At 65.7% G+C, this 20,902-nt stretch carries 14 protein-coding genes; 5 read left to right on the top strand and 9 right to left on the bottom strand.

The features are described from left to right. Position 1: 1 nt before the first annotated feature. Complete coding sequence (locus IC762_RS11900) at positions 2-547, bottom strand: sigma-70 family RNA polymerase sigma factor (RefSeq protein ID WP_195788990.1); 546 nt, start codon at positions 545-547, stop codon at positions 2-4. Positions 548-872: 325 nt separating this feature from the next. Between IC762_RS11900 and IC762_RS11895 the strand changes: the two genes are divergently transcribed. Next, positions 873-1,541, top strand: coding sequence for a hypothetical protein (locus IC762_RS11895; protein ID WP_195788989.1), 669 nt, complete (start codon positions 873-875; stop codon positions 1,539-1,541). Positions 1,542-1,668: 127 nt separating this feature from the next. After that, positions 1,669-2,448, top strand: a complete 780-nt coding sequence (locus IC762_RS11890; protein WP_195788988.1) for an enoyl-CoA hydratase — start codon at positions 1,669-1,671, stop codon at positions 2,446-2,448. 10 nt (positions 2,449-2,458) lie between these two features. On the opposite strand, the gene IC762_RS11885 is transcribed toward IC762_RS11890, so the two are convergent. Then, positions 2,459-4,321, bottom strand: a complete 1,863-nt coding sequence (locus IC762_RS11885) for an acetyl-CoA hydrolase/transferase C-terminal domain-containing protein (RefSeq protein WP_195788987.1) — start codon at positions 4,319-4,321, stop codon at positions 2,459-2,461. A gap of 242 nt (positions 4,322-4,563) precedes the next feature. Between IC762_RS11885 and IC762_RS11880 the strand changes: the two genes are divergently transcribed. Together IC762_RS11880 and IC762_RS11875 are read left to right on the top strand one after the other, a co-directional pair. Then, the gene (locus IC762_RS11880; RefSeq protein ID WP_195788986.1) at positions 4,564-5,982 is read left to right on the top strand and encodes a TolC family outer membrane protein; all 1,419 of its coding nucleotides are present in this window, start codon (positions 4,564-4,566) and stop codon (positions 5,980-5,982) included. Positions 5,983-6,127: 145 nt separating this feature from the next. Continuing rightward, positions 6,128-7,099: an amidohydrolase family protein gene (locus IC762_RS11875; RefSeq protein ID WP_195788985.1), complete on the top strand. Its 972-nt coding sequence runs from the start codon at positions 6,128-6,130 to the stop codon at positions 7,097-7,099. A 3-nt stretch (positions 7,100-7,102) separates the two neighbouring features. On the opposite strand, the gene IC762_RS11870 is transcribed toward IC762_RS11875, so the two are convergent. From IC762_RS11870 to IC762_RS11860, 3 genes are all read right to left on the bottom strand, one after another. Then, positions 7,103-10,231, bottom strand: a complete 3,129-nt coding sequence (locus tag IC762_RS11870) for an efflux RND transporter permease subunit (RefSeq protein ID WP_195788984.1) — start codon at positions 10,229-10,231, stop codon at positions 7,103-7,105. Positions 10,232-10,259: 28 nt separating this feature from the next. Continuing rightward, on the bottom strand, positions 10,260-11,507 hold the full coding sequence (locus IC762_RS11865; protein WP_195788983.1) for an efflux RND transporter periplasmic adaptor subunit: 1,248 nt from the start codon (positions 11,505-11,507) through the stop codon (positions 10,260-10,262). Positions 11,508-11,656: 149 nt separating this feature from the next. Beyond that, positions 11,657-13,063 carry a CoA transferase gene (locus tag IC762_RS11860; protein WP_195788982.1) on the bottom strand — a complete coding sequence of 469 codons (1,407 nt, stop codon included), beginning with the start codon at positions 13,061-13,063 and terminating at the stop codon, positions 11,657-11,659. 156 nt (positions 13,064-13,219) lie between these two features. Here IC762_RS11860 and IC762_RS11855 point away from each other — a divergent pair, with 156 nt between their 5' ends. Further along, on the top strand, positions 13,220-13,507 hold the full coding sequence (locus tag IC762_RS11855) for a hypothetical protein (RefSeq protein ID WP_195788981.1): 288 nt from the start codon (positions 13,220-13,222) through the stop codon (positions 13,505-13,507). Between the two features lie 353 nt (positions 13,508-13,860). Here IC762_RS11855 and IC762_RS11850 read toward each other — a convergent pair whose 3' ends face one another. The 4 genes from IC762_RS11850 to IC762_RS11835 all read right to left on the bottom strand — a co-directional run bounded on the left by IC762_RS11850 (position 13,861) and on the right by IC762_RS11835 (position 20,725). Next, positions 13,861-14,400: a GlcG/HbpS family heme-binding protein gene (locus tag IC762_RS11850; RefSeq protein ID WP_195788980.1), complete on the bottom strand. Its 540-nt coding sequence runs from the start codon at positions 14,398-14,400 to the stop codon at positions 13,861-13,863. A 283-nt stretch (positions 14,401-14,683) separates the two neighbouring features. Further along, positions 14,684-18,250 carry an error-prone DNA polymerase gene (locus tag IC762_RS11845; protein ID WP_195788979.1) on the bottom strand — a complete coding sequence of 1,189 codons (3,567 nt, stop codon included), beginning with the start codon at positions 18,248-18,250 and terminating at the stop codon, positions 14,684-14,686. After that, positions 18,247-20,055 carry a Y-family DNA polymerase gene (locus IC762_RS11840; protein ID WP_433995888.1) on the bottom strand — a complete coding sequence of 603 codons (1,809 nt, stop codon included), beginning with the start codon at positions 20,053-20,055 and terminating at the stop codon, positions 18,247-18,249. The genes IC762_RS11845 and IC762_RS11840 overlap by 4 nt, the downstream gene beginning before the upstream one ends. After that, positions 19,946-20,725: an ImuA family protein gene (locus tag IC762_RS11835; RefSeq protein ID WP_195788978.1), complete on the bottom strand. Its 780-nt coding sequence runs from the start codon at positions 20,723-20,725 to the stop codon at positions 19,946-19,948. The genes IC762_RS11840 and IC762_RS11835 overlap by 110 nt, the downstream gene beginning before the upstream one ends. Positions 20,726-20,902: the final 177 nt, after the last annotated feature.

The raw sequence follows: 20,902 nt of genomic DNA, 5'->3' as shown, positions 1-20,902 counted from the left end.
CTCATTGGTCCCGTAGTTTCGCAGTGAGACTGGCAAGCCCGCGATGCAGCGCGACCCGCACCGCGCCCTCGCTCATCGAGAACTTCGCCGCGGTGTCCTTGATCGAGGTGCTGTCGACCGCGATCGACTGCAGCACCTCGCGCTGCCGCGCCGGCAGGGTCTGCAGCTGGGCCGCGACCTCGCCCGCCGAGGCGCTCGGCTCCGGCGTCTCGCCGGGCAGCGTCTCGGCAAAGTCATCGATGTTGACGAAGATGCGCTTGCCGCGGCGGCGCAGGGCGTCGATCAGCTTGTTGCGCGCGATCGCAAACAGCCACGGCGCGAACGGCGCGTTGCTGTCCCAGGTCTGTCGCTTCAGATGCACCGCCAGCAAAATGTCCTGCACAATGTCCTCGGACTGATCGACCGGTTGTCCCGCGCGCGCCAAACCCCGGCGCGCCGCGGCGCGGAGCACCGGCGTGATGGCCTTGAGCAGGCGATGATAGGCTGCGTCATCACCTGAGATGGCCGACCGCATCAGGCCGGTCCACTCGTCCTCACGTTCCCGCACGCACGCTCCTGAGATGCAATTCGTCCAATCTTTCAATTCGTTACGAAGGGGGCCGAAATATCACGAACTCGTGATCTCAATTCGTGATCTTCTCGCTCCCGCAGGACCGCGCGGTTTTCAGAATCGCGTCCGGGATGGCCGCGCGCCCTGGCTCATAACACCGATCGGACCGACAAGCATCGGTGCTCCCCGTCAAACCGCCGTGCCGGGCCGTGTTGCCCAGCTTTCGCCCGCAGTGGCCTGAAGATTCCCTTTTTCTGCCCCGGTCCGGACACGCAGCCGGGTCTCTTTTCCCCTTGGGCGGGCGATTGGGGAGATCAAACAAATGAAAATCAAAGCCAGCGGGCGCTTGGCCTTGATGGTTGCGACAGGGCTCTTTGTGTGCCTCGCCGGTCCGTTGCCGGCGCATGCGGCAGGTTCGGACACGACCGTCTCGAAATCCGACGGCGCAGCATCCGACACATCCGCCCGGCAGAATTCGCGGCATGGCAGGCACCATGCGCACCATCGGTCGTCCAAGAGCGCTGACAAGTCCGGGAGCGACAAGGCCGCCGTCAACGACGCCGGCAGCGTGACCTCGGCAGGTATCCCGGCCTCGGTCGCCAATGCCAAGGCCGAGCTGACCTCCGGCGACGACGCCGCGGCGCCGGCCAAGCCCAACGCGACGCTGGCCGCGGCCGACAAGCCGGGCGATGGGCAGCCCGCCGACAGCAGCGTGGTCGCTTCCGACCAGCTCAACGACGTCGATCGCGCCCTGCAACAGGAGCAGCCCGCGGAACCGCAGCAACCGGCCGCCGCCCAGCCGCAGGCCGTGCAGCAGGACACCCCGCCGGCCCAATCGCAGACCGTGGCAGTTGCTCCGCCCAAGCCGACGCCGGTTCTGGCCAGCAACGAGAGCTCGAGCCTGGACGAGACGTCGCTGATCGGAAAGATCTTCATCGGCTTCGGTGCGCTGCTCACGGTCGCCTCCGCCGCGCGCATGTTCATGGCGTAGCCCCAAAGGCTTCGCAGTCCGCGGCGCGGGTAGCACCGCACCGCGGCCCAGAGCGTCGTTTCAGCCACTTGAAGCGCATCCCGCCAGCGGGCACATTGCCGGCCAAATCAGGCACGGGATTGCGTCCATGGCTACGTTCGAATTCATCATCGTCGAGAGCAAGGGACCGGTCGGCGTCATCACGCTGAACCGGCCGAAAATGCTGAATGCGCTGTCGTTCGGCGTGTTCCGCGAGATCGCGGCTGCAGTCGACGATCTCGAGGCCGACGACAAGATCGGCTGTCTCCTGGTCACCGGCAGCGAGAAGGCCTTTGCGGCGGGCGCCGACATCAAGGAGATGCAGCCGAAGGGCTTCATCGACATGTTCAACAGCGACTTCGCCGCGATCGGCGGCGATCGCATCGCGCGCTGCCGCAAGCCTGTCATCGCCGCGGTCGCCGGTTATGCGCTCGGCGGCGGCTGCGAGCTTGCGATGATGTGCGACATCATCATCGCCGCCGACACCGCCAAGTTCGGCCAGCCCGAGATCACGCTCGGCACCATCCCGGGCATCGGCGGCACACAGCGCCTGACGCGCGCGATCGGCAAGTCGAAGGCCATGGACCTCTGCCTGACTGGGCGGATGATGGATGCCGCGGAGGCCGAGCGTTCGGGCCTGGTGTCGCGGATCGTCCCCGCCGACAAGCTGATGGAAGAGGCGCTTGCCGCCGCCGAGAAGATCGCTTCGATGTCGCGTCCGGCGGCCGCGATGGCCAAGGAGGCCATCAACCGCGCCTTCGAGACGCCGCTGTCCGAGGGCATGAGCGTCGAGCGCAACCTGTTCCACGCGACCTTCGCGCTCGAGGATCGCGCGGAGGGCATGGCCGCGTTCATCGAGAAGCGCAAGCCGGTCAACAAGAACCGCTGATGTCTTCCAGCTAATGCGTCCTGCTTTGGTGCAACGCTGCGGTGACCAGAGCGCGATAGGCGCGCTCGGCAAAATGCGTCGGCTTGTCGAGGCCGAGCCGCGCCAGGCATTCGCGGTCGGATGCATCAGGCGGATGCCGCATGCCCTGCCACAGCAGGCCGGCCAGTTGCACCGGCGTGCGTTGGGCCTGCTGCAATATCTGCAAGGCCGGGATCAGGCGCTGCTCGACATCGGTGAAGTCGCTGCCGAACGGGAATGACGGCAGCAAGCCCGCCTCGCGCGCGGGCTTCAGCGCGGCGCTGATACGCTCCGGGTGGTTTTCGCGATGCGCGGCGGCGATCTCGTGATTGCGCGGCAGCTTGCCGGCGTCCTTGGCCTGCCGCATCAGCTCGTTCTGGAAGCGGGAGTCCGAGACCTCAAGCATCGCCGCGACCACCTCGGCATCGGATTTTCCGCGCACGTCGGCGACGCCATACTCCGTGACGAAGACATCGCGCAGGTGGCGCGGAATGGTCTCGTGGCCGTAGGACCAGCGGATGTTCGACTGCGCCTGCTTGCCGGACGCATGGGTCGCCTCCAGCGCCAGCACCGAACGCGCGCCTTCGAGCGCGAACGCCTGCGCTACGAAATTGTACTGGCCGCCGACGCCGCTCACCACCTGACCGTTCTCGAGTCCGTCCGAAACCGCAGCGCCGAGCAGCGTCGCCATCATCGCGTTGTTGACGAAGCGCGCATCGACGCGGGCGCGGCGTTTGGCCTCCGCGTCCTCGAAGATCTCGTTGGTGAAGGACACCGGCATCATCTGGATCCGCGCCAGCTGATCCGGCGGCATCTCGCGCAGCGCGCGGTAGAATGATTGCGGCCCCAAGAAGAATGCGCCGTGCAGGATGACACCGTCGACATCACGCTTGAGGACGCCGGCATCGATCAAGCCGAGAAACGCCTCGAACAGCATCTCGCTCACGCCATAGAGCCCCTGCTCGAACGGCCTGGTCTCGGCGGCCGCGCCTTGCGCGGTGCCGGGCGCAAGCCGCTGGATGATGTTGTGGAACTCGGCATTGCTCCGATGCCGGATCACGAGCCCCTGCGCCAGCGCATCGCCGACCTGGCCGATGCCGATCTGCAGCGTGCCGCCGTCGCGCACCAGACCCGCGGCATGCAGTCCGATCGCATATTTGGTGTCGCTGATCGGCTCGGATGGCGGCGCGAACAGCGGGAAGTCGGTTTCGGGGCTGTCGAGCACCGCAGCGAATTCATCCGAGGCGAGATCGCCGGCGCCGGGCATGAAGGGCAGCGCCGAATTGACCTGGCCGACCAGCTTGAACGACGCGCGCCCCTGGGCCCGGGCGCGCAGCACGTCGAGCGTGGTGTCGGTGTTGCAGCTCAGGCTGTAGCGCGCAACGCCGTCGACCACGCGCTTGGCGACCAGTTGCGGCACGACATTCAGCCCGCGCGCCAGCAGATACGACGCCGCGTGGGTGTAGTTCGCCGAGATGTAATGCTGTTGCGCGAACGGTTGATACAGCCATTGCCCGGCAAGGAAGAAGAACTCGATCACCTTGATGTTGGGCGGCAGGGTGCCGTGACGCAACGCATCCGCATAGGCGAGATCGGGATAGCCGCCGAACAGCCGATCGATCACCGGCTCGATGAAGCGCCGTTCGAGCAGGCTCGTCGGCTTCGGCTTTTCCAGCGTCAGCGCGGAGAACAGCGTCAGGTTGATCGAGCGGTCGGCGACAGCCCGCGCAACCAGCGCGTTGACGATGTGGTTGGCCTTGCCGAGGCCGAGCGGCAGCCCCACCACCAGATCGGCTCCGACCTCGCTCACGATGTCTTCCGCAAGCGCCTCGGGGTCGGCGTACATCTTCGGCATCAGCAGCAAATCCAGGCAGTCGGTGGATAGCCGGCGCGGATGAATCGTCCCGCCGTCGGTTCGAACTTATACGTCATATGACGTTCACCTGCGCCTGTGACGAACCGGCAACAGACAAGAACGGAAATGATGTGCAGATGTCGCGCAGCGGTTTGCCTGTGGCGGCACCGCCCCCTAAACAGGTAGATGTGTCGAAGGGCGTCGGCGGGGGCGGACGGCCGGAGTTTGCTGTGCGGGATCACATGGTTGAGCGTGCCGCGAGGGTTGGCGAGGTCGGGAGGCGCGTGCTTGTGTCGGGCATCCGGCTCGCCGCCTTGACGTGCGCGCTGCTCGCCGGCTCCGGAGCCCGCGCCGAGAGCCTTTCCGAAGCACTGGTCAAGGCCTATCAGACCAACCCGCAGATCAACGCCGAACGGGCACGCCAGCGCGCCACCGACGAGAACGTGCCGCAGGCGCTGGCCGGCTACCGGCCGCAGGTCGCAGCTAGCCTGTCGGCCGGCTTGCAGGCGGTGCGCGACCAATTGCCCGGCAACGTGATCCAGACCGCGACACTGAAGCCGTGGCAGATCGGGCTGACGGTGACGCAGACCCTGTTCAACGGCTTCAAGACCGCCAACAGCGTGCGGGTCGCCGAATTGCAGGTGATGTCCGGCCGCGAGGCGCTGCGCAATGTCGGCCAGGGCGTGCTGCTCGACGCCGTCACCGCCTATACCAACGTGCTCGCCAACCAGACCATGGTCGATTCGCAGCGCGCCAACGTCAACTTCCTGCGCGAGACCCAGGCAATCACCCAGCGTCGCCTCAATGCCGGCGACGTGACGCCGACCGATACTGCCCAGGCCGAGGCTCGCCTCAATCGCGGCCTCTCCGATCTCAACGCCGCCGAGGTCAATCTCGCGATCAGCCAGGCAACCTACGCACAGGTGATTGGCGGCCCGCCGCAACAATTGCGGCCCGCCGAGATCGTCGACCGGATACTGCCGCGCACCCGCGAGGACGCCATCGCGGTCGCGCTTCACGAGCATCCGGCCGTGACCGCGGCGGGCTATGACGTCGACGTCGCCTCGACCTCGATTCGCGTCGCCGAGAGCAGCCTGCTGCCGCAGGTCACCGTGCAGGGCAGCGTCAGCCGCAGCCGCGACTCCGACCAGACGCTCGGCACGTTTGCGACCGATCAGGCCTCGGTGATCGGCCAGGTCACCCAGCCGATCTATGACGGCGGCACCGCGGCATCGCAGACCCGGCAGGCCAAGGAAGTCGCCGTGCAGAGCCGGCAGGTGCTCGACCAGGTGCGCAACCAAGCCAAGACCGCGGTGATCAGCGCCTGGGTCGCCAATGAGGGCGCCAAGATCGCGGTATCGGCTTCCGAATCCGAGATGAAGGCCGCGCAGGTGGCGCTGGCCGGCGTGCAGAAGGAAGCCGCCGGCGGCCAGCGCACCACCGTCGACGTGCTCAACGCGCAGCAGGACGTGATCTCGGCGCGGGCCCGGGTGATCAGCGCGCAACGCGATCGCGTCGTCGCCTCCTACACGTTGCTCAGCGCGATCGGACGGCTCGACGTCAAGACGCTGAACCTGAACACGCCGGACTATCTGCCCGAGGTGCATTACCATCAGGTCCGCGACGCCTGGCAGGGCCTGCGCACGCCGTCCGGGCAATAAGTTTGCTCGCGGAACCGTGCGCGCAGCGAACAGGCCGCCCTTCCCGCCCGTGCCATCCATCGATAACCTCCCTCCCCGCCGGCGATCGATAACGCCGACGCGGCTGACAACGCACATAACAGACGAGCACGCAGGGAGACGTCCAATGCTGACGCGACGCAGTATGATGCTGGCTTCCATCGCGGCGGGAGTGACCATGACGAGCAGCAACGCATTTTCCAAGGCATCGCAACCGTCGACGGCGGTCAATTTCGACGTGCCGGCCGGCGCCTGCGATTGCCACACCCACATCCATGGCGACCCCGCGAAATTCCCGTTCTTCGCCGGCCGCGTCTATACGCCGGAACAGGCGTCGCCCGAGGAAATGAGCGCCTTGCACAAGGCGCTGCATATCGAGCGCGTGGTGATCGTGACACCGAGCGTCTACGGCCCGGACAATTCGGCGACGCTGTTCGGCATCAAGGCCCGCGGCCCCACCGCGCGCGCCGTCGCTGTCATCGACGACAAGACCAGCGAGAGCGATCTCGACGCTATGCAGCAGGCCGGCTTCCGCGGCATCCGCCTCAACCTCGCAACCGGCGGCGTCAACGATCCCAATGTCGGGCGGCAGCGCTTTGCGGCAGCGGTCGAGCGGATGAAGGCGCGCGGCTGGCATGTGCAGCTGTTCACCAGCCTCGCCATGATCACCGCGATCAAGGAGCTGGTCGCGGCCTCGCCGGTGCCTGTGGTGTTCGACCATTTCGGCGGCGCCGAGGCCGCGCTCGGTGTCGCGCAGCCCGGATTTGCCGACCTGCTCGCGCTGGTCAAGTCCGGCAAGGCCTATGTCAAGATCTCCGGCGCCTACCGCGCCTCGAAGCTCGGCCCCGATTATCCCGACGCCGCGCCGCTGGCGCAGGCGCTGATCGCCGCCAATGCCGAGCGCATCGTCTGGGGCACCGACTGGCCGCATCCGGATTCCGTGACGCCGCCGGGCAAGCAGGTCACCGATGTGACGCCGCTGTACCAGATCGACGACGGCCGCCTGCTCAACCAGCTTCCGGTCTGGGCGCCGGATGCCGCAATCCGCAAGACCATCCTGGTCGACAATCCGGCGCGGCTCTATGGCTTCACCTCGTAACTATTAGTTCTCTCGCGGCCTTCGCGAGAAATAGGAGATCAAGACCGGCAGCGTGATCAGGATCACCACCGGCGCCAGCATCATGCCGGTGACGACGACGATGGCGAGCGGCTTCTGCACCTGCGAGCCGATGCCCTCGGAGATCGCCGCCGGCAACAGGCCGATGCCGGCGACGACGCAGGTCATCAGCACCGGACGCAATTGCAATTCGCCGGTGCGGATCACCGCGCGCATGCGATCGTAGCCCTCGTCGATCAGCTGGTTGAACTGCGACAGGATGATGATGCCGTCCATCACGGCGATGCCGAACAGCGCGATGAAGCCGATCGCCGCCGACACGCTGAACGGGATGCCCGAGATCAGAAGCCCGAGCACGCCGCCGAAGATCGCCATCGGAATCACGCTCATGGCGAGCATGGTGTCGACCATCGAGCCGAAATTGAAGAACAGCAGCGCCGCGATCAGCGCCAGCGAGATCGGCACCACGATCGACAGCCGCCTGATCGCGTCCTGCAGATTGCCGAACTCACCGACCCATTCGAGATGCGAGCCCGGCGGCAGTTGCACCTGCTCGTCGACCTTCTGCTGCGCCTCCAGGATGGCGCTGCCGAGGTCGCGGTCGCGTACCGAGAACTTGATCGGCAGGTAACGTTCCTGCTGCTCGCGGTAGATATAGGCGGCGCCCGAGATCAGCTTGATCGAGGCGACCTCGCTCAAGGGAATCTGCGTGATGCCGCCATTGGCATTGGTCACCCCGATCCTCAAATTCTGGATCGCCTCCGCGCTCTTGCGGAAGTCCGGCGCGAGGCGAACGATGATCGGGAAATGCCGGTCGGAGCCCGGCTCGTAGAGATCGCCCGCGGTGTCGCCGCCGACCGCGACCTTGATCGTGGCATTGATGTCGCCCGGCGCCAGGCCGTAGCGCGCCGCCCGCACGCGGTCGACGTCGATCTGGACCGTCGGCTGGCCGAGCGAGGTGAACACGGCAAGGTCGGTGATGCCCTGTACCGTCGACAGCACGGACTTGATCTTGTTGGCGGTGTCGGTCAACGCCTGGAGGTCGCTGCCGTAGAGCTTGATCGAGTTCTCGCCCTTCACGCCCGACACCGCCTCCGAGACGTTGTCCTGCAAATACTGCGAGAAGTTGAATTCGACGCCGGGAAATTTGTCCTGCAACTGCCCCAACAATTGCGCGGTGAGCTCTTCCTTGTCATGGGTGCCGGGCCATTCGCCGGCCGGCTTCAGCGGCGCGAAGAATTCGGCGTTGAAGAATCCCGCGGCGTCGGTGCCGTCGTCGGGCCGGCCATGCTGCGACACCACCGACACCACCTCGGGGCGGCTGCGGATCAGTTTCCGCATCTCGTTGACATAGGTGTTGCCCTCCTGCAGCGAGATCGTCGGCGGCAGCGTGGCACGGATCCAGAGATTGCCCTCTTCCAGCTTGGGCAGGAATTCGAGGCCGAGGAAGCGCGCGCAGATGATGGTCATGACGACGAGGCCGGCGGCGCCGGCCATCACGATCTTGCGGTTGGCGATCGCCCAGTTCAGCACCGGCAGGTAGATCTGGTCGAGCTTCCTGACGATCCAGGTCTCGGTCTCGTGGATGTGCGCCGGCAGGATGATCGCGCTCAACGCCGGCGTCACCGTGAACGTCGCCAGCAGGCCGCCGGCCAGCGCATAGGCATAGGTCCGCGCCATCGGCCCGAAGATGTTGCCTTCGACGCCGCCCAGCGTGAACAGCGGCAGGAACGCGGCAACGATGATGGTGGCGGCAAAGAAGATCGAGCGCGAGACGTCGGCTGCCGCCGACAGGATCGCGTGGCTCTTCATCCCCATCATGGTTTCGTCGGAGATGTGGCTACGTTCGTCCTCGGACAGCGCCGTGGTCTGCGACAGCCGGCGGAAAATCGCCTCCACCATGATCACGGTGGCATCGACGATCAGGCCGAAGTCGATCGCGCCGACCGACAGCAGGTTGGCGGATTCGCCACGCAGCACCAGGATGATCACGGCGAAGAACAGCGCGAACGGGATCGTCGCGCCGACGATCAGCGCGCTGCGGAGATCGCCGAGGAAGATCCATTGCAGCAGCACGATCAGGAGAATGCCGACGACCATGTTGTGCAGCACGGTGTGGGTGGTGAGCTCGATCAGGTCCTTGCGGTCGTAGATGCGCTCGATCTTGACGCCCGGCGGCAGGATCGAGGAGTTGTTGATCTGGTTGACCAGCTGCTCGACGCGGGAGATCGTCGGCGACGACTGCTCGCCGCGGCGCATCAACACGATGCCCTGCACGATGTCGTCGTCACCGTCGATGCCGGCGATGCCGAGCCGCGGCCGCTCGCCGACGGTCACCGCGCCGATATCCTTGACCAGCACCGGATTGCCGCCGGACTGCGAGATCATGGTGTTGGCGAGATCGTCGATCGAGCGGATCAGGCCGACGCCGCGGACCACGGCCGATTGCGAGCCGATGTTCACGGTGTTGCCGCCGACATTGATGTTGGCGTTGGACACCGCCTGCAGCACCTGCGGCAGGGTCAGGCCGTTGGCGACCAGCTTGTTGAAGTCCACCTGGATCTCGTAGGTCTTGGTCTTGCCGCCCCAGCCCGTGACGTCGATCACGCCGGGCACCGCGCGGAAGCGGCGCTGCAGCACCCAGTCCTGCAGCGTCTTGAGGTCGAGCACGCTGTAGTTCGGCGGGCCCTTCAGCCGATAACGGAAGATTTCACCGATCGGGCTGGTCGGCGAGATGCCGGGCTGCACATTGCCCGGCAATGGCGAGAGCTGGGCCAGGCGGTTGAGCACCTGTTGCAGCGCCTCCTCATAGGTGTAGTCGAAGGAGAACTGCAGCTTGACGTCGGAGAGACCGTACAGCGAGATGGTGCGGATGGTCTTGAGGTTCTTGATGCCTGCGACCTGGGTTTCGATCGGGATCGTGATGTAACGCTCGATCTCCTCCGCCGACAGGCCCGGGCTCTGCGTCACGATGTCGACCATCGGTGGGGTCGGATCGGGATAGGCTTCGATGTTGAGCTGCTTGAATGCGAGCAGGCCGCCGATGAGGACGGCGACGAACATGGCCACCATCAAGTAGCGGCGCTGGACGGCAAGGGCGACGAGGCGATCCATTCAGATCGAGGCTTTCCAATCGGGGAAGTTAGGTGCCGGACGCGGCGCGGTCGATGAAGAGGCTTCCCTTCGTCACGATCTGCTCGCCCGGCTTGAGATTGCCGGCGACCTCGACGAGGTCGCCGTTGGTCATACCGGGCTTGATCTGGCGCAACTCGATGGTCTTGTCGTCGGGCCGCGCGACCCAGAGGCGCACCTGGTCGCCCTCATAGATCAGCGCCTGCTTCGGCACGCCGACCGCCGGATGATCGCCCTTCGAGAACAGCGTGACATTGGCGAACATCTCCGGCTTCAGCCGGTTGTCGACGTTGTCGATGGTGGCACGGACCAGCAGGCGGCGCGAGGTCGGATCGATCGCGGCGGCGACGTAGTTGACGCGGGCGTTCAGCACCTTGCCCGGCAGCGCCATCACGCTGAAGTTCAAATCCTGCCCGACCGCGACGCTGTCGGCATCGGATTCACGGACATAGGCGATCAGCCAGACCGTCGAGAGATCGCCGATCACATAGACCGGATCGCTGGCACCGGTCGAGACATACTGGCCGGGACCGGCCTTGCGCTGGACCACGGTGCCGGCGATCGGCGCGAACACCGTCGTCTCCGGATTGAGGCGGCCCTTCTGCTTCAGCGTCACGATGGCGTCGTCGCCGAAGCCGAGAATATGCAGCTTGTTCTGCGCCGCCTCGAGCAGCGTCTGCGCCGAGGTGGCATCGTTCTGCGCCTGCACCAGCGCCGCCTGCGCGGTCTGGTAATCCTTCAGCGGGATCGCCTTGCCCTCGGACAGGTCCTTGGCGCGCTTCTCCTGGATCTGCGCGAGGTCGAGCGCGGACTGTGCCTTGTTGAGGCCCGTCATCGCCGCGACATAATCGTTCTGCGCCTGGACGGTGTCGGCGGCCTCGATCACGAACAGCGGCTGTCCCTTCACCACGGCATCGCCCGGCCGCACCAACAGGCGCGTGACGCGGCCGGTGTAGGGTGAGTAGACCGGGGTGGAGCGGTCCTCGTCGATCCCGATCTTGCCCTCGGTGACGAGCTCGGAGCGGAAAGTGTGCTCGGTCGCGGCCTGGAAGGTCAGGCTGGCCCATTCGGCCTGCGTCGGCGCGTAGCTCGTGCCGCCCTTGCGGGACTGGCTGGAGACTTCCGAAGATGTCGGTTTTGCCGCGCTGAAATGCATGTAGCCGTAGATGCCCGCGCCGGCGATCACCAACACGAGCACGGCCGCGACCAGTCGCCGGCGAATAAAGCTCTGCATTCTCGTGGTCAGCTCGTTAGGCATGAGGTCCGGGCGTCGATCGTTTCAGCTTCCGGCGGAACGGCCGCACGCTGCGCTAATAGTGCCGAATTGGCGTCGCAAACAACCGAAAAATCGCGGTTCGGCAGCGGCTGACGTTAAAGTTCGGATAGCCTGAATGGCGGCTGAATGCATCATCCGTGAAACTCCGGGGCAGGAAATTCAGCGGGATGGCTGCCGAGCGGCACGGCCGGACGCGACCAGTGCGCCGGGGTGCTCGACAGCACGGCGGCGTGCCTGACCGAGCTCAGGGTGCCAAAACCCGATGCAAGCACTTCAATATGTGGCATCACCGCATCGGCCTTGAGGTCTTCGGTGGCCAGGCCGCCTGCTATACGGCCGAGATTCCATAGCCAGCGTCCGGTTTGCGCCAGCGAGACCCGGACGTGCCAGCTGCCGCCCTCGCGCGCCTGCCGCGCCTTCGCCATCATGGCGCCGAACGCCATGAAATATCCGGTGGCGTGATCGAGCACCTGCGCCGGCAATTCCTTCGGCCCGTCGACGCCGGCCGCCTGCCCTTCGGCATGGTTAAAGCCGGTCGTGGTCTGCACCAGCGAGTCGAAGCCGCGGCGCTCGGCCCACGGTCCGGCATGGCCATAGGCCGACAGCGTCACATAGACGATGCCGGGATTGATGCGCGCCGCCTCCTCGGGAGAGAAGCCGAGCCGCGCAATCGCCTGCGGACGGTAACCCTGCGAGAAGATATCGGCCTCTGCGACCAGGCCGCGCATGGTCCGCCGCCCCTCCTCGGTTGTCAGGTTCGTGTAAGCTGAGAGCTTGCCGCGACCGGTATCGATGGTGAGCCAGGGAATCGCCGGCAGGTCGGGACTGGAGATCAAGAGCACATCGGCGCCATGCGCGGCGAGCGTGCGGCCGGCGACGGGGCCCGCGATCACGCGCGACAGGTCGAGCACGCGGATGCCGGCGAGCGGCCGCATCCCTGCGGGCCACGGCTTTGGCGCGGCCTCGCCGATCTTCTCGATCGTGATCAGCGGCAGTTTGGCTAATTCCTCGGCATGCGGCGTCGCCGACCATTCGTCATGCGAACGCATCAGGGCGACGACGCCACCGGCGGCATAGGCCGCAGTCTCGAACGCCTCGCCGTCCCATTGCTCGAGCGCGGCCTGAACCTCGTCGCGCTCGGCGTTGCAGCCAAGCACCTTGCAGACGGCGTCGCGATGATGCGGGAAATTGGTGTGGAGGCGGACGAAGCGTCCGTCGCGCACGCGGTAGACGCCGGCGATCTTGTCCCAGGCCGCCGGCGGCGGCTTGTCGTCGACGCGCAGATAACGCTCGCTGCGGCATTCGATGACGGCATGGCGCATGTCGACTGCGACGTGCTGCGCCTCGCCGCTGCGCGCGCGCCAGATGTCCGCCGCCGCAAGACCGGCCGCGGCGATCGAGGCCTGCGCGGCGGCACCGACGCGAAACGACGACGGCAGAAGCGGCTCGCTGCCGGTCAGCCTGACTTGATCGAGCGCGGCCGGCGCGCCGCCGGCTGCGGTCCAGATTTCGGCGAGGATGTCGCTGACGTCCTGCATGCGCATTGCTCCCTGCGATCGTTCTATATGACCCGGCAAGATGACAGAAGAGCGGTGACCGGCTTTGTCACGATGTGCTGAATCATGGTGAAACTGGACGGGATTGCATCATGATCCGATCTCCCCGGGCGCGGCCCGAACCGAACAGGAGTTGCAATGGCTGCTCTCGATCCCCTCACCGCCGGCGGCGTCTTCCTCGCGACCGCGGCCACCGACGCGGTCTATGTGATGTTCACCTCGGCGGTCGTCGCCCGCAAGCGTGTGCCGGCGGCGACCTGGAGCAGCGTGTGGTATCTGCTCTCGTCCTATGCGGTGATCAGCTACACCGAGAACTGGATCTACGTCGCCTTCGCCGCGGCCGGCTCCTGGATCGGCGCCTATGCATCGATCACGTTCCTGCATCGTCCGCCCGGCGGCCCGCCGGTGGGAGCTGCGGTGGAATAGGAGGCGGCTGTCAAACGACTCACAGGGCGTAGTGCCAAAACATGGAAAACAACCCCATGCAAAGGAGCCGATGGCTGCCGGCGTTCGACCCGACACTTGACACGTCGGGCAAATCAGCGGCATAATTCCACTATTCCGAAACCGTGCAAGTGCCCCTCGCCCCGGGCTGTCGCATATCGCACTTGCGGACTTCTAACGCTTCACGTCGTCATGACCGGGCTATGGGACGTGGCCGCAGTTCGTAGGGTGGGCAAAGGCGCACGTGCGCCGTGCCCACCATCTACGACGTGCTCGTGAGGGTGGGCACGCTACGCTTTGTCCACCCTACGGCGAACGTTAGGCGGCAGGCGTGGTCACTTGCCCAGCGACGCCTGGCCGGCGAGCGAGATCACGTTGTCCTGCGAGCCGGAGCCACCGCTGACGCCGATCGCGCCGACGATCTTGCCGTCGACGATCAAGAGATTGCCGCCGCGCGAGGCGATGACGTCGTCGAGCGTCGCGAGATAGGAGAAATACGGCCCCTTGCCCATCAGGTTCTCGAACGCCAGCGTCGGTCGGCGATAGCGGGTCGCGGTGCGCGCCTTGTGCTGGGAGACGCCGATCGAGGCGTATTGGCAATTGTCCTGCTTCTCGAAATAGACCAGCTCGCCGGCCGGATTGACGATCGCGATGCAGAACGCATTCCAGTTGCGCTTCTGGGTTTCGGCGACGGCAGCAGCAGCAACCTTCTTGGCGGTCTCGAGGTTGATCGGCTCGCCATAGGGCGGCGGCGCCAGCGCGTCGGGCACAACGTCGTTCGGGTTGTCCGGGTTGGAGGCCACCTGGGCGAACGCCCCTGTTGTCGTGATGAACGCAACGCAGGCCGCACCGAGCAGCGCAGTGAAGTAACGCATGGAGTCCTCCCACATGATTATTCTTGTCTATGCCGCGGGTCGTGCCGGGCGGCGGGACGATAGCAATTGGTCCGTGGCGTACAAGGCGCCTTCTGTAGTTGCAGTGCACATACGATGTCGTCCTGGCGAAGGCCAGGACCCATTACCCCAACTGCCAATTGTTGCGCGAAGCCGGGGCGACGATCCCAGCCGCAACGAAGCTCGGTGGTTATGGGTCCTGGCTTTCGCCAGGACGACGTTGGGGAACGAGCCGGGTCGAGAGCCGCCGGCATGCGCGCCGCCTTCAATGAAAATCGCGGGACGGTGGCAGGATGCGGACGTTGCGGGGGTGGCGGATTTTTTGTGGGGAGTCGTCGCCGTGGTCGCGGCGGTCGTCGTTGAGCGGCTCGATCAGCGCGGGACCCGCGGGCACCGGGTGCTTGCGCGAAAGAGACTCGTTGGCGAGACCGATCAGATCGTGGGAGCGGTCGATCATGCGCTGCGCGACCAGATGGGTGACGCCTTCCGGGCTGCTCTGGATGTAGCCCTCGACCAGGATCAGCCGCGCGCCCATCACCTCCTTGCGATACTGCTCCATCACCTTCGGCCATACCACGATGTTGGCGATGCCGGTCTCGTCCTCCAGGGTCATGAACACGACGCCCTTGGCGCTGCCCGGCCGCTGCCGCACCAGCACCACGCCGGCGCAGCGGACACGACGGCGGTCGTTGCTCTGGTTAATCGTGTGGCAGGCGACGACACGCTCGCGGGTGAACATCTCGCGCAAAAATTCCATCGGATGGCCCTTCAGCGACAGGCGGATGGTCTGATAGTCGGCGACCACCTGCTCGGGACGCGGCATCTCAGGCAGCGGCTTTGCGTTCTCGTCCGGTTGCTCGCGCGCGGTCGCCGCCTCGAACAGCGGCAGCGGCACGTCGTCCGGCAGCCGCCGCACCGCCCACAGCGCCGCGCGGCGGTCGAGCCCGAGCGAACGGAACGCATCGGCGTCGGCCAGCAGGATCAGCGCGCGTTTCGGCAGGCCGGTGTCGCGGGCGAAGTCCTCGAGCGAGGTGAGGGGTTTTCGGCTGCGCGCGGCGATGATGCGGTCGGCCCAGTCTTGCTCGTCTCCGTCCAACGCCGCGCGGGAGGTGGGAGGGCTCTCTCCCCCCTTGCGGGGGAGAGTTGGAGAGAGGGGTAAGCCACGACCACCGCCCGTGCGGCTTACCCCTCTCCCTACCCCTCCCCCGCAAGGGGGGAGGGAACCCAACCGTTCGTGGCTTCCTGACTCTTGCTCCTCATCCACGTTTCGTCTGCGCCGCAGCGCCTGATCGCGTTTCAACCTTTCCTCGTCCTGATCGAGCCAATGGAAACCATCGATCTGGCGGAAGCCGAGGCGCACCGCGCAATGATCCCCTACCCGCTCCTCCAGCGTGTTCTGCGCAAAGCTATGGGACACGTCGACCTCGCGCACGGTGACGCCGTTCTTGCGGGCGTCGCCGATGATCTGCGCGGGGGCATAGAAGCCCATCGGTTGCGAGTTGAGCAGGCCGCAGCAGAAGGCATCGGGATGATAATGCTTCAGCCATGAGGAGATGTAGACCAGCTGCGCGAAGCTCGCGGCGTGGCTTTCCGGGAAGCCGTAACTGCCGAAGCCCTTGATCTGGTCGAAGCAGCTTGCGGCGAATTCCGGCGAATAACCGCGCGCGACCATGTTGCCGATTAGTTTTTCCTCGTATTGGCCGATGGTGCCGACATTGCGGAAGGTCGCCATCGAGCGGCGCAGGCCATTGGCCTCCTCGGAAGTGAAGTGCGCCGCTTCGATCGCGATGCGCATCGCCTGTTCCTGAAACAGGGGGACGCCGAGCGTCTTGTACAGAACCTTATAGAGCTCATCCTTGTCGCCTTTGCCCGGTGCTGGCGACGGATAGCTGACTTTCTCCTGGCCGTTCCGCCGTCGCAGATACGGATGCACCATGTCGCCCTGGATCGGGCCGGGGCGGACGATCGCGACCTCGATGACGAGATCATAGAAAGTGCGCGGCTTCAGCCGCGGTAGCATGTTCATCTGGGCCCGGCTCTCGACCTGGAACACGCCGAGAGACTCGCCGCGGCACAGCATGTCGTAGACGTGTTCGTCGTCTTGTTCGATGGTTGCCAGCTCGTATCGCTTGCCCTTGTGATCATCGATCAGATCGAAACACTTACGGATGCAGGTCAGCATGCCCAGCGCCAGCACGTCGACCTTCATCATGTTGAGCGCGTCGACGTCGTCCTTGTCCCATTCGATGAAGGTGCGGTCGTCCATCGCGGCGTTGCCGATCGGCACATAGGTGTCGAGCCGGTCCTGGGTCAGCACATAGCCGCCGACATGCTGCGACAGGTGGCGAGGGAACTCGATCAGCTCGGTGGCGAGCTCGACCGCAAGGTTGATCATCGCATTCTTTGGATCGAGACCTGCCTGCCGCACCTGCATGTCGTTGAGACCCTTGCCCCAGCTGCCCCAGACGGTGTCGGCAAGTGCGGCGGTCACGTCCTCGGTCAGCCCCAGCGCCTTGCCGACGTCGCGGATCGCGCTGCGCGGACGATAATGAATGACGGTGGCGATGATGGCGGCGCGATGCCGGCCGTAACGGCGGTAGACATATTGCATCACCTCCTCGCGCCTGACGTGCTCGAAGTCGACATCGATGTCGGGTGGCTCCAGTCGCTCCTTGGAGATGAAGCGCTCGAACAACAGATCGACCTTGGTCGGATCGACCGAGGTGATGCCGAGCACGTAGCACACCGCCGAATTCGCCGCCGAGCCGCGCCCCTGACAGAGAATTTTCTGGCTGCGCGCGTAATGCACGATGTCATGCACGGTGAGGAAGTAATGCGCGTATTTCAGCTCGGCGATCAGCGCGAGCTCTTTCTTCAAAGTGGCGCGTAGTTTGCTGTCGATCTTGCCGCCGAAATATGTGTCGACGCCGGCCCAGGTCAGGTCTTCCAGATGCTGCTGCGCGGTCTTGCCTGGCGGCACCGGTTCGTCGGGATACTGGTATTTGAGCTGGTCGAGCGAGAAGCTGATGCGCTCGGCAAAGCGCATGGTCTCGGCGATCGCCTCCGGGAGATCGCGGAACAATCTGATCATTTCATGCGCCGGCTTGAGATGCCGCTCGGCATTGGCCTCGAGTTTCCTGCCAATTGCTTCGATCGTGGTTTTTTCGCGGATGCAGGTCAGCACGTCCTGCAAGGGGCGGCGCGCGGGATGATGATAGAGCACCTCGTTGGTGGCGAGCAGCGGCACCTCGGCCTTGGCGGCGAGCCCATGCAGCCGCGCCAGGCGGCGCTTGTCGTCGCCGCGGTAGAGCAGGCTTGCGGCAAGCCAGATGCCATCAGCGGCGCTTGCCTTCAGGCATGCGAGCACATCGAGCGCCTTCGCAGAGTCGAAGCGATGCGGCAATGCCAGCACCAGAAGCTGCCCTTCGGCGAAGTCGAGCAGATCGGACAGAGTGAGACGGCAGTCGCCCTTTTCGATCCGAACGCTGTCGTCACCACGCTTGCCGCGGGTCAGCAACTGGCACAATCGGCCATAGGCGGCGCGATCGCGCGGATAGACCAGGACGTCCGGCGTGCCGTCGATGAAGACGATGCGCGCGCCGATCAGAAGCTTCGGCGGATGTTTGACCTTGTCGCTGTCGAGCTCCTTCCAGGCGCGCACCACGCCGGCCAACGTGTTGTGGTCGGCGATCCCGATCACGGGGATTTTCAATTCGCTTGCCTGATGCACATAGGCGCGCGGATCGGAGCCGCCACGCAGGAAGGAGAAATTGCTGGTGATGCCGATCTCGGCATAACCAGGCGTTGGCTCAACGCGGCGCGGCGCCTTCATGCGAACAGCCCGTGCACATACCAGTTGGCGGACACCGGCTCGCCCGCCGCGTCCTTTAGCTCGCTCTCATAGAGGCCGTCGCGGAAGATCCAGAACCGCTGGCCTTCGGCGTCCTCGACGCGGAAGTAATCGCGGGTCAGCGACTTTCCGTCCTGCTTCCACCATTCCATCGAAATGCGCTCGGGACCCTCGACGCGCACCACCGCATGCAGCGCGCGCCGCCAGGTGAATTGATGCGGCGGGCCGTCGGGCACGGTCGCGAACGGCACCTTGATCGGCTCGGGCGTCTCGAACAGCCTGAGCGGCCGCAGCGGCGGCTCGCCGGCGACGCGTTCGGGCCAGACGGCGGTGCTGGCGGCCACGAGGTGATGCTGCGCCGGCAGCGCGAGTGCCGATCGTTCGGGGATGTGGCTCTCGAGCGGCAGATGCACGACGACGCGTTTTCCGCCGATGCGGGCGGCGATGCGGTCGATCAGCGCCGAGAGCTCGTCATTGTCGTGCACGTGAGCGTCGAGGTCGCGCTGCTGCTGCACCACGATCTCGGTACGCCCGGCGGCGAGACGGATGAGGTCGAAGCCGAAGCCGGGATCGAGCGGATCGTTGAGCGCATCGAGCCGCTCGCGGAACAGGCGGTCGATCATCTCGGCCCGCGTCACCGGACGCCCGGTTTCGACCATGATGGTGCGCACCGCGCCGTCGGTGCGGAAGAAGCTTGCTTCCAGTTGGCGCGCGCCCTTGCCCTGCCTGTCCATCGCTGTCACCAGCATCCTGGCGAGGCTTTGCAAGGTCAGTGCGATCACGGTGTCGGTGGCGATCGGCTCGGGGAAACGTTTTTCGACGATGTAGTCGGGCAGCGGCTTGCGCGGGCTGATCGGGGCATCGTCCCGCCCGAGCGCATGGTCGAGCAAGGTGGTGAAGGCGGCGCCGAAGCGGGCAGAAATCTCGTGCGGCGCGCGCGCGGCGACATCGCCGATGGTCTTCAAGCCGGCGCGGCGCAGGCCTGTTGTAATCGCGGCCTCAGCGCCGAGCGCGGAAATCGGCAACGGGCCTGTGGCGTCCGCCTCCGCGCCATCGGCGACGATGATCCCCGAGCTGTGCCGCGTCAGCGTGCGCGCCGCGATCGAGGTGCCGGCGATCGCGGCGCTGATCGCAAAGCCGCGATGACGCAGCGCATTGGTTGCGATCTGCAACAGCGCGCGCTCGCCGCCGAACAGATGCGCGCAGCCGGTGATGTCGAGGAACAGGCCGTCAGGTCCGTCGAGCGCCACCAGCGGCGTGAAGCGGTCGCACCAGTCGGCGATGTCGTTGAGCGTTTTCGCGTCCGCCGCGGGATCGGCGTCATAGACGGTGAGCTCCGGACAGATCGCCCGCGCATTGGCGAGCGGCAGCCCGATCGAGAGCCCGGCACGGATCGCGGCCTCGTCGACGGCATGGAGGAGGATGGCGTTGTGGTCCTTGGCGACGACGACGCTGGGGATGTCGTTGCTTGTAAGGGATGCACTAGCAGATGGGTTCCCTCCCCCCTTGCGGGGTCCGAGGCGAGCGGAGCTCGCTCTCGAGGTTAGGGAGAGGGGTGAGCCCCACGAATGGTGCTCGTGGCTACCCCTCTCTCCAACTCTCCCCCGCAAGGGGGGAGAGAGCCCGGCCAGGGTGCTCACCTCACGTCGAGATTCATCCAACTCTCCTGCAACAAGCTCAGCTCGCGAGGCGATGCTCTGCGCGAGTTTCCGCTTGATGCGGTCGATGGGGAGGCGTGGCAGCCAGAGGCTGAGGATGCGCCGACGGTTCACTGAATTGGCACTCATCACATTTCCATTCCATGATCCATCGCCCGACCGGGCCATGACGGTTGCGCACGAGTTCGGCGTCGAAGCGCGGCGCGCCCCAAACATTTGCGGCAGTGCCCGGCGGCGAATGCGCGGCGCGCACGATCCAGCGGGTCTCCGCAGTCGAGGGGACCGGGGTTGCCGCGATCCGCAGCACGAGCGCGGTGACGCCGGAGGCTTGCGCTGCGAGCGTCAGCTTGCGGCTGGCGACGAGATCGAGCTGGCGCGCATTGCCCCAGACCTCGAACACGACCGCGCCCAGCGCGTCGCAGGCCAGCGCATCGGCGGTGGTGCGCAAGGCGGCATCGACATCGGCGGCGCGCACCGTGACCAGCAGGCGCGGATCGAGGCCGAGCTCGCACAACCCGCTCATCGACAGCGCGCCGTTTTCGCGGTCGGAAAAATCCTGCCGCACCCAGATCAGCGGCTTGCGCGGTGCCAGCCGTCCGGCAAGACCCGCGACAAAGCCGGTCGCCGCGCCGCTTTGGTGACCGGCCGCGAACACCTCATGCAGCGTGGCCGGCGCGAGCCCGCCGCGCAGCATCGCATCCGCGCCAGCATGGCCGAGCGCCATGCGGTTCGGCAAATTCGCCTCCGTCGGCGCCTCGAGCCGCGCGATGCTGCCGCGCAGAGACGCAAGCGTACCCATGCGTGCGGCGGCGCATGATCCGCAAAAGTGTGAGCGGTTTGGCGACAAGATCATGCGCCTTTCTTAAAAAGGAGGAGCGCGATCGGACGCAAAACCGGCGACCACTTTTGCTGATCGCGCTCCGGCATATGCGCCGCTCCTTCCCAACCAAAAATTTGAGGTCGTCACTGGTCGAAC

The sequence above is a fragment of the Bradyrhizobium genosp. L genome, from assembly GCF_015624485.1.
In the GTDB taxonomy this organism is placed as follows: domain Bacteria; phylum Pseudomonadota; class Alphaproteobacteria; order Rhizobiales; family Xanthobacteraceae; genus Bradyrhizobium.
Note: the sequence above shows the minus strand (reverse complement) of the source record. Positions and strands in the feature narration are given on the sequence as shown.